Source organism: Promicromonospora umidemergens (assembly GCF_024171995.1).
Taxonomy (GTDB): domain Bacteria; phylum Actinomycetota; class Actinomycetes; order Actinomycetales; family Cellulomonadaceae; genus Promicromonospora; species Promicromonospora umidemergens.
In genome coordinates this window covers 105486-117216 of sequence record NZ_JAMTCT010000010.1, presented here as the reverse complement: position 1 = coordinate 117216, position 11731 = coordinate 105486, and the positions used below count along the sequence as shown (strand labels likewise).

Here is an 11731-nt window from a genome sequence, read left to right as displayed (position 1 = left end):
CCGTCGTCAGACCCCCAGGCCACTCCGGTGACCTGGGGGTCTGGCGTGTCCGCGCCGCTGTCCCCCGCGTGAGATCGGAGGGAGGTGCTCGGACTCCGGCAGCGCACTACGCTCGCGCCATGGACGAACTCGTGGCGCGGCTTCGATCTGCCGGCTGCGTCTTCGCCGAGGACGAGGCGCGGATCCTGACCGAGGCAGCCGACGGCGACGCCGCGCGCCTCGAGGAGCTCGTCACCGCACGGGTCGGTGGGCTCCCGCTGGAGCACCTCGTGGGCTGGGCCGAGCTGGACGGCCGGCGCTGGCTCGTCGCGCCAGGGGTGTTCGTGCCGCGCCAACGGTCCGAGCTGCTGGTCCGGGAGGCGGCGGAGCGGGCGGCGGCCGGCGCTGTCGGAGCGACGGGCGCGCTCGCCGAGACGACCACCGCCGGCCCGGTGCTCCTGGTCGACCTGTGCTGCGGCTGCGGCGCGCTCGGCGGCGCTGTGGCGGCCCGGCTCCTCGCGGCGGGCCACGACGTCGAGATCCACGCCGCCGACGTCGACCCGGTGGCCGTTGCCTGTGCGCACGACAACCTCAAGGCATTGTCCGACGACGATGTCCCGCCCGGCGCCGGCCGGCTCACCGCGCACACCTACACCGGCGACCTCGCCGACCCGCTCCCGGCCGAGGTGTGGGGCCGCGTCGACGTCCTCGTCGCGAACGCGCCGTACGTCCCGACCGAGGCGATCGGCATGATGCCGCCCGAGGCCCGCGAGCACGAGCCCCACGCGGCGCTCGACGGCGGCGACGACGGCCTGGTGATCCTGCGCCGCGTGATCAGCCTGGCCCCGACGCTCCTGCGCCCGGGCGGGCACCTGCTCGTCGAGACGGGCGAGACCCAGGTGAGCGCCGCCGTCGAGCACATGACGGCTGCCGGGCTCACCCCGACGGTCCTCACCGACGACGACCTGGGCGCGACGGCCCTGGCCGCCACCCGCCCCACGACCTAGCTGAGGGGCTGGCGGGAGGCCCAGGCCTCCAGGGTTGTGCGCGGGCCCGTGAAGAACGGGACCTCCTCGCGCACGTGCCGGCGGGCCTCGGTCGCCCGCAGGTCACGCATGAGGTCGACGATGCGGTGCAGCCCGTCGGCCTCGAACGCGAGGATCCACTCGTAGTCGCCGAGCGCGAACGCGGAGACGGTGTTGGCCCGGACGTCCTTGTAGCCGGCGGCCGCCATGCCGTGGTCACGCAGCATGGTGCGGCGTTCCTCGTCGGGCAGCAGGTACCAGTCGTAGGAGCGCACGAACGGGTAGACGCAGATGTAGTCGCGCGGCGCCTCGCCGGCGAGGAACGCGGGGACGTGCCCACGGTTGAACTCGGCGGGGCGGTGCAGCGCGGCGACGGACCACACCGGTTCCAGCGATCGGCCCAGCTCGGACGCGCGCAGTGCCTGGTAAGCGCCCTGCACCGCCTCGATCGACGGCCCGTGGGTCCAGAGCATGAGGTCGGCGTCCGAACGCAGACCGCCGATGTCGTACCAGCCGCGGGTCACGAGGTCCCCGGTGGTCGCTGCCGGGTCGGTGCCCCCGCCGATCGCGGCCTCTGCGTCGGCCACGACGGCCTTGCGCTCGGCCTCGTCCGCCGGGAGCGTCTCGGTCACGGAGAAGACCGAGAACATCGTGTACCGGATGCCGTCGTTGATCGCCGAGGAGTCGATCTCGTGGCCGGTGTCTCCGTGGACGTGCGTGTCGTTCATGTGGTGCCTCTCGATCGTGGCCTTCCCTCAGGCCTCAGGAGTACAGGTCGGTGCTGCACAGCGCCGGGACGCCGGTCGGTTCGCCGTCGCGCCGCAGGCAGCAGCCCGGGGCGCAGACAGAGCGGAGGGCCGGCAGCGAGCCGACGGTCGCCTCGGTGACGTCGCCGCCGCGGGCAAGGGCTGCCCGCTCCAGCACCAGGTCCACCAGACCACGGACGAAGGGTTCGCGGGTGCCGACGGTGCCGGCTCGTACCGCGACCATACCGAGGTCGTTCGCCGTGGCCAGCGCCTCGGTGTCCAGGTCGTAGGCCACCTCCATGTGGTCGGAGACGAACCCGATCGGGGAGAGGACCACGTTGCGCAGGCCGTCAGCCGCAAGGGCCTCGAGGTGGTCGTTGACGTCCGGCTCGAGCCACGGCTGGCTCGGCGGACCGGAGCGCGAGCAGTACGCGAGGTCCCAGGGCACGTCGTGCCCGACCCGCTCGGCGACCTGTGCGGCGACGACGCGCGCGAGGTCCAGGTGCTGCTCGGAGTAGGTGGCGTGCGAGATCCGCGACGCCGCCTCCATGGTGTCCGGGATCGAGTGCGTCACGAACACCAGCTTCGCGTCCGTCCCGGAGCCGCCCTTCGTCCCGAGGTCCGCGTAGGCCTCGACGACGGCGTCGACGTTGGCCTGCACGAAGCCCGGGTGGTTGAAGTAGGGGCGGACCTTGTCGAACTGCACGCCCGTGGACCCGTCGGCGCCGAGCTGTCCGCGCTTGTCCAGCGTCACCGCGAGGTCCTCGCGATACTGGCGACAGCCGGAGTAGGACGCGTAGGCGCTCGTCACGAGCGCGACGGCGCGCTCGGCCCCGAGCTGCTCCAGCTCGTCGACCGCGTCGTTGGTGTACGGCGCCCAGTTGCGGTTGCCCCACACGACGGACAGCTCGATGCCGCGGGCGGCGAGCTCGGCCTCGAGCGCCGCCTTCAGCGCGAGGTTCTGCTCGTTGATAGGGCTCTTGCCGCCGAACCCGTAGTAGTGCTCGCCCACCTCTTCGAGGCGCTCGTCCGGGATGCCCTTGCCCGCGGTGACGTTGCGCAGGAACGGCACGACGTCCTCAGGTCTGTTCGGACCACCGAAGGAGTAGAGCAGCAGGGCGTCGTACGGCGCGGCGTCGTGCGCCGCAGGCTGGGGGAAGTTCGCGGGCATGCGCCCATCTTTCCACCGTCCGGAGCGCCGGCCCGCCCGGAGAGGGGCGAACGGGACGTGACATCGATGCGACGACCTGTCAGGAAATCCTGGCTCCCAGCGACCCTCCCTCGTCGCGGACCGGCCATCAGCGGCGCCCGGCGCCGACCAGGCTCGTCACCGCCGCCGCCAGGTCGCGCAGGCGCGGCGCGGTGCGTGCGATCAGGTCGTCCAGCTCGACCGGGCCGGGGGCGATCGAGAACGCCGCGGCGATGCCCGCAGCGCGAGCCTGCGCCTCCGGGAGCAGCACCTGGCCGGCCACCACCACGACCGGCGGCCGGGTGGGCGATGCCGCGGCGAGCTGGGCGACGCCGTCGGCCACCTTGCCGTTGACCGACTGGGAGTCGAAGGACCCCTCCCCCGTGATCACCAGGTCGGCGTCCGCGAGCGCGGCGGGCAGGCCGACCGCCTCGGCGACGAGCACGGCGCCCGGGGTGATCTCGGCGCCGAGCACGGCGATCAGCCCGGCGGGGACACCGCCGGCCGCCCCCGCGCCGGGTACCTCGGCGACCGCGGCGCCCGTCTCCCGCTCGAGCACGTCCGACCAGTGCCGCAGCGCGTCGTCGAGGAACTCCGCCGTACCGTCCCGCGCACCCTTCTGCGGCCCGAACACGTGCGCGGCACCGTGCTCGCCCACGAGCGGGTTGGTGACGTCGACGGCGAGCCGCCAGCGCACCTCGCGAGCCCGTGGGTGGAGCCCGGCCAGATCGAGGGCCGCCACGGAGGCCAGCCCCTCGCCGCCGTCGGGCACCTGCCGGCCTGCCGCGTCGAGGAGGCGGGCGCCCAGGCCGGTCAGGATGCCGGACCCGCCGTCCGTGGAGGCGGAGCCGCCAAGGCACACCAGGATCTCGGCGACCCCCGCGTCGAGCGCGGCGCGCGCGACGTCGCCGGTGCCGCGCGTGCTCGCGTGCAACGGCTGCAGCGGCGCGTCGGACACGCCTGGCAGGCCGCTGGCCTCGGCGAGCTCGACGACGGCGGTGCGCCCGTCGGGCGACACGGCCCACCGGGCCGACGTCGGCCGGCCGATCGCGTCAACCGTCTCGGTGACCAGCGCGTCACCGCCCCAGACGGCGAGCAGCGCGTCGAGGGTGCCCTCACCGCCGTCGGCCATGGGCAGGCGGGTCACGACGGCGTCCGGGGCGGCGTCCAGCACCCCGTCGGCGACGGCGGACGCGACCTCGGCAGCAGACAGGCTGCCCTTGAACGAGTCGGGACAGACAACGACGTGCAGCGGCTCCACGCGCTGATCGTAGGCCGTCGGAGGCGTCAGGCCGCCAGGATTTCGGCCACTGGAACGGCGTCCGCCCCGAACGCCTCGGCCACGGCGCCGCTGGTGATGCGCCCGGCGTGCGTGCTCAGGCCGTGCGCGAGCGCCGCGTCAGCACGCAGCGCGTCCCGCCAGCCCTGCTCCGCGATCGCCGCGACGTACGGCAGCGTCGCGGCGGTCAGCGCCCTCGTCGCGGTCACCGGCACCGCACCGGGCATGTTCGCCACGCAGTAGTAGTGGGTGTCGTGCACCGTATAGGTCGCCGCGTCGTGCGTGGTGGGGTGCGAGTGCTCGAAGCAGCCGCCCTGGTCGATGGCGATGTCGACGAGCAGGGCACCCGGCTTCATGGCCTTGACCATGGAGTCGGTGACGAGCTTGGGTGCTGCGGCGCCAGGGATGAGGACCGACCCGATGACCAGGTCCGCGGACGTGACCTGGTCCGCCACCTCGTACGCCGTCGACGCACGGGTGCTGACCGCGCCCCCGAACCGCACCTCGAGCTGACGCAGCCGAGGGATGGAGACGTCCAGGATGGTGACGTCGGCGCCCATCCCCAGGGCGTTGGCCGCCGCGTGCTCGCCGGCCACGCCGCCGCCGATCACGACGACCTTCGCCTTCGGGGTGCCGGGCACCCCGCCCATCAGCACGCCGGCACCGCCCTGGGGCCGCATGAGGTGGTAGGCGCCCACCTGCGCGGACAGCCGCCCTGCGACCTCGCTCATGGGGCTGAGCAGCGGGAGCGAGCGGTCCGCGAGCTGGACCGTCTCGTACGCGATGGCGGTGGTGCCCGCCGCGAGCAGTGCCTCGGTGCAGGGCGCGGACGCCGCGAGGTGGAGGTAGGTGAAGAGCGTCAGGTCAGGCCGCATCAGTGGGTACTCGGGCTCGATCGGTTCCTTGACCTTGATCAGCAGCTCTGCCGAGGCCCAGACCTCTTCGCCCGTGTCGGCGATGCGCGCACCGGCGATCCGGTACGCGTCGTCGTCGAAGCCGGAACCGCGCCCGGCACCGGCCTGCACCAGCACGGCGTGGCCGCGGCGGACCAGCTCGTGGGTGCCGGCAGGCGTGAGTGCCACCCGGTTCTCGTTGTTCTTGATCTCCGAAGGTACGCCAACGTCCATAACGTGACGGTAATCACGTCACGGTGTGCGGGTCTAGGCGCCATTCCCGAATAGAATGTTCGGCGCTTCTGCACAAAGATGAGCACATGCTCAACCCCTGGCGACTACGCCTCCTGCACCAGCTGCACCTGCTCGGCACGGTGCGCGCCGTGGCCGAGGCGGCCCACATGAGCCCGTCGAGCGTGTCCCAGCAGCTCGCCACGCTGGAGACCGAGGCGAAGGCGCAGCTCTTCGAGCGGGTCGGCCGCCGCATCCGGCTCACCCCCTCCGGCATCACGCTCGCGGGCCACGCCTCCGACATCCTCGACCGGATAGCGGCCGCGGAGGCCGACCTCGCGGGCCTGCACTCCGAGGCCACCGGCGTGGTGCGGCTGGCCGCGTTCACGAGCGCGTTCCACGGCATAGTCGTGCCTGCCGTGGCCGCCCTCGCCCAGGAGCACCCCCGCATCCAGGTGGAGCTCACCGAGGCGGAACCCCTGGTCAGCCGCCCTGCGCTGCAACGCGGCGAGGTGGACGTCGCCGTCTGCGCGGATTTCCCGGACGCCCCCGTCCCACCCGACGCCGACCTCGCGCGCCTCCCCCTGGCGGGCGACCGCGTGGTGCTCGTGACGGCGCGCGAGACGGCGACCGGCGAGCGCACGGGACGCGTCGACCTGGCCGCTCTCGCGAACGAGCCGTGGGCCTTCGAGCACCCTGGCGCCCACCTGGCCGACCTCGCCGAACGCCTCTGCGGGCGTGCGGGCTTCACGCCGCGGACGGTCGCCCGGTTCGAGAGCCACGGCACGCTGCTGGGCCATGTCGAGGCAGGGCTGTCGGTCACGCTGCTGCCGTTGCTCGCCGTCCACGACCGGTACGCCGTGCGCACGCTGGACCTCATCGACCCGCCCCGCCGCGACATCCACCTCATCGCGCGCCGCACCATGATGGACCGGGCGGCCGTGCGGGTCGTGGTGGACGCTCTGCGCCACCAGGCGCGCTCCGCCTGAATCATCGTTTCCGCAGGTCATCCGGGTTGCGGCCCGGCAGAGACCGTTCGAGCAGACCTGTGGGGGCAGGGCGCGGTCAGAAGTCCTCGATGTCCGGCTGGGCCGCCCGCAGCGCCTCCGCCAGCTCGCGCAGCCGACGCAGGTCCTCCGCATCCATCGCGGGCGTCACGTAGTGCGCGATCGACCGCACGTGTCGCCGGCCGAGCTCCTTCTGAGTGGCCGTGCCCTCCTCGGTGAGGCTCACCAGAACGCCTCGGCCGTCGTCCGGCGAGGGATGCCTGTGCACAAGGCCGCGCTTCTCGAGCCGCTCCACCATGCGCGACAGCGAGGACTGGGCCATCAGGATGTTCTCGTTGAGCTCACGCAGCCGCAGCGTCTCCCCCGGCGCGAGGGAGAGCGTGAACAGCACGTCGTACTCGCGCATGCTGAGATCGCCCCAGATGTCGTCCGCCAGCAGCCGACGCATCACCGTCACCTGGGCGCGGAACAGCGACTCCCAGGCCTCGGCGGCCTCGCGAGCCGACGGCACACCTCGCTCGGTCACCCGCGCGCCCTTCTCGTCATCCACGGCACGCTACCCGACTGAACTTTCGCTCACCTAGCCGCGCGGGTGGTGGCGAATTTCACCATGTCGAATATCCGCGAGATGGGCGTCTTGACCGGCCGCGGACGACGCGGCGTCACCGTCCGAGACGGCGTTCCCGGAGCGAGAAGTCGCGCAGCGCGCGCAGGAAGTCCACGCGCCGGAACGCCGGCCAGTACGCCTCGCAGAAGTAGAACTCGGTGTGCTGGCTCTGCCACATGAGGAACCCGCCGATGCGCTGCTCGCCGGAGGTCCGGATGACCAGCTCCGGGTCGGGCTGCCCTTTGGTGTACAGGTGCTCGGCGATGTGCTCGACGTCGATCGACTCGGCGAGGTCCGCGAGCGTGGCCCCGTCCTTCGCACGTTCGGTGAGGTACGAGCGGACGGCGTCGGCGATCTCCGTCCGCCCCCCGTACCCGATCGCGACGTTGACCTGAAGGCCCTTGACGCCCGCCGTCCGGTCCGCCGCCGAGCGCAGGGCGCCGGCCAGGCGGGCCGGGAGCAGGTCGAGCCGCCCGATGACGCGCAGACGCCAGCGCCCGGACTCGGCGAGGTCCGACACGGCGTCCTCGATGATGTCGAGGAGGTTGCTGAGCTCGCCGGCCGACCGGCTCAGGTTGTCCGTCGACAACATCCACAGCGTGACGACCTCGATGCCCAGCGACTCCGCCCAGCCCAGGAACTCGGTGATCTTGTCGGCGCCGCGGCGGTGACCCGTCGTCGCGGTCTCGCCGAACGAGCGCGCCCAGCGACGATTGCCGTCGAGCATCACACCGATGTGCCGGGGCAGCGTCGCGCCGTGCAGTGCTGACGCCAGGCGTCGCTCGTAGAGGCGGTACAGCGGGCTGGGCAGGCGCACGGGTTCCTCAGTGGGTCGGGCCAGTGGGAGCCGCGAGGCGCGGTCCGCACGGCAGCTCTTGCGCAGGGTCGAGTACCCGGCAGGACGTGGACAAAGGTACTCCCCGAACACGGGGGTTTCCGCGCACCAGGCCCTCCCTCGGCGCCCCGGCGAGCGACTCCCGCCAACCCAGCGCAGGATCTTCACAAGGCAGTTGTCCAGCGGTCGAACGCCTAACCTACGCTGGAGTAACTTACGCAACCGTAGGTTGCGCCACAGCACCAGGAGGGCGCCGGTTGCCGAACACGGAGGAGAGCAGCGTGCGAGCTCACACGGACGAGCCGGACGACTCGGCCGGCACCTCGGGCGGCAGCTCGGGCGGCAGCTCGGGCGAGGCGGCGGACCAGCACACCGGCAAGCTCGACGAGGTGCGCGACAAGGCCACGGACGTCGTGCAGGTCGTCTCCACCTCGGTGTCCTCCACGGTCGAGAAGGTCGAGCAGAAGATCAAGCCGCGCCTGCGCGGCTGGATCCACGCGGGCACGTTCCCGTTGGCGCTCGTGGCGAGCATCGTGCTGATCGTGCTCGCCCCGACCGTGCCTGGCAAGGTCTCCGCGTCGGTGTTCGGGCTGAGCGCCTGCCTCTTGTTCGGCGTGTCCGCCGTGTATCACCGCGGCAACTGGTCGCCCCGGGCCGACGCCGTGCTCCGGCGCCTCGACCACACCAACATCTTTCTCATCATCGCCGGGACCTACACGCCGCTCGCGGTGCTGCTCCTGCCCCGGGACCAGGGGACGGTGCTGCTCTGGCTGGTCTGGAGCGGCGCGCTGCTCGGGCTGCTGGCCCGCGTCTTCTGGCTGAACGCGCCCCGCTGGGTCTACGTGCCGGTCTACCTCGCGCTCGGCTGGGTCGCCGTCGCCTACATGGGCCAGTTCTGGGCCACCGGTGGCCCAGCGATCGTCTGGCTCATCCTGGCGGGCGGCCTCGCCTACACGATCGGCGCGATCGTCTACGGCACCAAGAAGCCCGACCCGAGCCCGACCTGGTTCGGCTTCCACGAGATCTTCCATGTGTTCACCGTGATCGGGTTCCTGTGCCACCTGGTCGCGATCTACCTGGCCAACCTTGCGATCTGACCGGAGCTGACCGGAGCTGACCGACAGAGCCATCGTGCTCGCCGGTCAGCCGCATGGAAACGACGTTCGCCGGTGCCCGAGAGCGCTCAGCTCTCGGCGGGCACGACCGTGTAGCGACGGTTCGCGAGCGACGGGTTGGTCTTGCGGACCGCGGCGAGCGAGGCGGGGTCCAGCTCCACGGTGCGGTAGGCCTGCTCCTCGCCCAGCTCCAGCCCGACGACGCCGTCCGGTCCCGCCAGGAGCGTGCGCCCCGTGACCCCCTTGCCCGTCATCCCGACACCGAGGACCACAGCGGTGTTCTCGATCGCCCGCGCCTGGAGCAGCGTGCGCCAGTGCTCGGCCTTGAGGGGGCCGGCGGCCCAGGCGGCCGGGTACACCAGCACGTCCGCTCCGGCGTCGACCACCCGGCGGGCCGACTCGGGAAACCGCAGGTCGTAGCACGTGAGCACCCCGAACGTGAGTCCGCCCAGCCGCAGGGTGACCGGCTCGGCGTCGGCGGGGCCTGGTTGGAGCCGGTCCGACTCCTGGTACCCGAACGCGTCGTACAGGTGCACCTTGCGGTAGACCCCTGCGATCTCGCCGGCGCCGTCGACGACGACGAGCGCGTTCACGGCGTGGACACCGTCGGAGCCCGGCAGGGTCACGCCTGCGATCGCGGCGACCCCGTGCTCGCGTGCCCTGGCCCGCAGGAGCGTGACGAACGGACCGTCGAGCGGTTCAGCGTGCTCAGGCCCCACGCCGTGCGGGTCGTAGGCGGACGCGTATTCCGGCAGCACCAGGAGATTCGCCTCGGCCTGCTCTGCCACCTCGAAGGCGTCGACCACGGTTCGGCGGTTGGCCGCGTGGTCGGCGGTGACGGCCACCTGGGCGACCGTCACGCGCACGACGCCGGTGGGGTTACCCGGCACTGTCCGACCCGCTGCTGCTGCTGGGCGAGCTCCCCGCATCGGAGGGTGAGGTGCTCGCGTCGGACGGCGCTGGGGCGTCGGAGCCCGGCGCGGCGTCACTGCCCGCGCGGCGGAACGTGATGACCTCCGGCTCCGGGACCGGGAGGCCCTGCTCGCGGGCGTTGTGACCGACCTTGCGCAGGTGCTTGCTCAGGTTCAGGAACAGGGCGACGCAAGCGAGCGCCAGCGCGAAGGTGGCGATGAAGCCGATGAGCCCAGGCGAGACCTGCCACTCCTCGAGGCCCGGACGGAGCGTGCCCTCGGTGGGGTTCGGTGACGGGTCCGTCGCGAGGGCCAGCGCACCGGCGACCAGCCGGCTCATGCCGGGACCTCCGCGCGGACACCCTCGAAGAGGTCCTCCTCGTACTCCCCGGCGGCACGCTCGGGCAGCGGCACGCGGGACTCCGCGATCTCGTACTCGTCCCACGGCCACACGTCGATCTCGAGGTCACGCGGCACCGAGAAGAAGAAGCCCGTCGGGTCGATCTGCGAGGCGTGCGCCCTCAGGGCGGCGTCCCGGTTCGAGAAGTAGTCGGCCACGGGGATCAGCGTGGTCACCTGGCGCTCCGGGATCTCGCGCGCGTCACGCGACTCGACCCAGTCGCCGAAGGGCGACTCGAGCCCGGCACCTTCCATGGCCTCGTGCACGGCGCGGATGCGCTTCATCGAGAAACCGTGGTTGTAGTAGAGCTTGAGCGGCTCCCACGGCTCGCCCGTCCCGGGGTAGCGGTCCGGGTCACCGGCGGCGGCGAACGCCTCGTACGACACCTCGTGGCACTTGATGTGGTCGGGGTGCGGGTAGCCGCCCGACGGGTCGTACGTCGTGATGACGTGCGGCCGGAACTCGCGCACGGCCTGGACCAGCGGTGCGGTGGCCTCCTCCAGCGGGGCCAGCGCGAAGCAGCCGTCGGGGAGCGGTGGCAGGGGGTCGCCCTCCGGCAGGCCCGAGTCCACGAAGCCCAGCCACTGCTGGCGGACGCCCATCGCAGCGGCGGCCTGAGCCATCTCCAGCCGGCGCACCGCGCGGCGGCCCTCGATCGACTCGAACTCGTGGCCCTCCGGCACCTCGAACGTCGGGTTCAGCACGTCGCCCCGCTCGCCCCCTGTGCACGTCACGATGAGGACCTCCACCCCCTCTGCGGCGTAGCGGGCCGTCGTCGCGGCTCCCTTGCTCGACTCGTCGTCCGGGTGCGCGTGCACCGCCATCAGACGGAGCGGCTCGCGCTCGGGTACGGACACTGGGTCCTCCTGTGTGGGATGAGTACTGGGACAATCACTCACATGGACCATGATGGTCCAGGGACAATCTTGCTACGAACCACTGACACCTCGAACCGAGCGAGCCATGATGACCGACCCAGACCCCGCCGCTCCGACCGGCAGCGCGCCCGCGCAGGCGCCGAGCCTCGCCGAGCGCTATGGCCGCACAAGGCCCCGATCGCAGCAGCCGGCGGCGCTGCCCGGCGGGTCGGACCCCTGGGACGAGTCCGACGACGTCCGCCCCCGGCCGAAGCTGTCGGTGGGTGCCCGGATCGCGGTCGTCCTGGCGCTGGCCGCCGGTGTGGCCATCGCCGCGTGGTTCACGATCGTCGACACCCAGCGCGACCCCGTGACCTTCGCGGACGTCGGGTTCTCGGTGACGAGCACCGAAGCGGTGGATGTGACGTTCGATGTGAGCATGCCACCGGGGACCGAGGCCGTGTGCACGGTGACCGCGCTCAGCCAGAGCTTCGCGGAGGTGGGCGCCGTCGACGTCGAGGTGGGCCCGGACTCCGCACGCACCGCACGACACAGGGTGACCATCGCCACGACGGAGCTCGCGACCACCGGCGTCGTCGACCACTGTGACGTGCGTGAGAGCGAGCCGAACGAGTAGCAGCGTCCGCTCAGAGCGGA

General features: G+C 72.3%; 13 protein-coding genes. 4 read left to right on the top strand and 9 right to left on the bottom strand.

The genetic code is table 11. The annotated features are described in order from the left end of the window. The first annotated feature begins 119 nt into the window (after positions 1-119). Positions 120-986 (top strand): putative protein N(5)-glutamine methyltransferase, encoded by an 867-nt coding sequence (locus APR04_RS16755; protein WP_253872124.1) that lies wholly within the window; start codon positions 120-122, stop codon positions 984-986. Here APR04_RS16755 and hemQ read toward each other — a convergent pair. The 4 genes from hemQ to ald all read right to left on the bottom strand — a co-directional run bounded on the left by hemQ (position 983) and on the right by ald (position 5345). After that, positions 983-1732: a hydrogen peroxide-dependent heme synthase gene (hemQ, locus tag APR04_RS16750; RefSeq protein ID WP_253872123.1), complete on the bottom strand. Its 750-nt coding sequence runs from the start codon at positions 1730-1732 to the stop codon at positions 983-985. The genes APR04_RS16755 and hemQ overlap by 4 nt on opposite strands. A gap of 34 nt (positions 1733-1766) precedes the next feature. Then, entirely contained in the window at positions 1767-2921 is a 1155-nt protein-coding gene (locus tag APR04_RS16745; RefSeq protein ID WP_253872122.1) for a ferrochelatase, read from the bottom strand. A gap of 127 nt (positions 2922-3048) precedes the next feature. Next, positions 3049-4200 carry a glycerate kinase gene (locus APR04_RS16740; RefSeq protein ID WP_253872121.1) on the bottom strand — a complete coding sequence of 384 codons (1152 nt, stop codon included), beginning with the start codon at positions 4198-4200 and terminating at the stop codon, positions 3049-3051. A 26-nt stretch (positions 4201-4226) separates the two neighbouring features. Next, positions 4227-5345, bottom strand: a complete 1119-nt coding sequence (gene ald, locus APR04_RS16735) for an alanine dehydrogenase (protein ID WP_253872120.1) — start codon at positions 5343-5345, stop codon at positions 4227-4229. Between the two features lie 86 nt (positions 5346-5431). Here ald and APR04_RS16730 point away from each other — a divergent pair, with 86 nt between their 5' ends. After that, positions 5432-6331 carry a LysR substrate-binding domain-containing protein gene (locus tag APR04_RS16730; RefSeq protein WP_253872119.1) on the top strand — a complete coding sequence of 300 codons (900 nt, stop codon included), beginning with the start codon at positions 5432-5434 and terminating at the stop codon, positions 6329-6331. 76 nt (positions 6332-6407) lie between these two features. Here APR04_RS16730 and APR04_RS16725 read toward each other — a convergent pair whose 3' ends face one another. After that, a complete protein-coding gene (locus APR04_RS16725) occupies positions 6408-6899 on the bottom strand; it encodes a MarR family winged helix-turn-helix transcriptional regulator (protein WP_253872116.1) in 492 nt (163 codons plus the stop codon). Positions 6900-7011: 112 nt separating this feature from the next. Further along, positions 7012-7773 carry an isoprenyl transferase gene (locus tag APR04_RS16720; protein WP_253872114.1) on the bottom strand — a complete coding sequence of 254 codons (762 nt, stop codon included), beginning with the start codon at positions 7771-7773 and terminating at the stop codon, positions 7012-7014. 431 nt (positions 7774-8204) lie between these two features. Between APR04_RS16720 and trhA the strand changes: the two genes are divergently transcribed. Next, entirely contained in the window at positions 8205-8888 is a 684-nt protein-coding gene (gene trhA / locus APR04_RS16715; protein WP_253872220.1) for a PAQR family membrane homeostasis protein TrhA, read from the top strand. A gap of 86 nt (positions 8889-8974) precedes the next feature. Here trhA and APR04_RS16710 read toward each other — a convergent pair whose 3' ends face one another. The 3 genes from APR04_RS16710 to mca are packed head-to-tail and all read right to left on the bottom strand — an operon-like array spanning position 8975 to position 11041. After that, positions 8975-9796 (bottom strand): carbon-nitrogen hydrolase family protein, encoded by an 822-nt coding sequence (locus APR04_RS16710; RefSeq protein ID WP_253872112.1) that lies wholly within the window; start codon positions 9794-9796, stop codon positions 8975-8977. Then, positions 9786-10157 carry a hypothetical protein gene (locus APR04_RS16705; RefSeq protein WP_253872110.1) on the bottom strand — a complete coding sequence of 124 codons (372 nt, stop codon included), beginning with the start codon at positions 10155-10157 and terminating at the stop codon, positions 9786-9788. Before APR04_RS16705 ends, APR04_RS16710 begins: the two co-directional genes overlap by 11 nt. After that, positions 10154-11041, bottom strand: a complete 888-nt coding sequence (gene mca / locus APR04_RS16700; RefSeq protein ID WP_253872218.1) for a mycothiol conjugate amidase Mca — start codon at positions 11039-11041, stop codon at positions 10154-10156. The genes APR04_RS16705 and mca overlap by 4 nt, the downstream gene beginning before the upstream one ends. 142 nt (positions 11042-11183) lie before the next feature. On the opposite strand from mca, the gene APR04_RS16695 reads away from it, so the two are divergent. Further along, positions 11184-11711 (top strand): DUF4307 domain-containing protein, encoded by a 528-nt coding sequence (locus tag APR04_RS16695; RefSeq protein ID WP_253872108.1) that lies wholly within the window; start codon positions 11184-11186, stop codon positions 11709-11711. Positions 11712-11731: the final 20 nt, after the last annotated feature.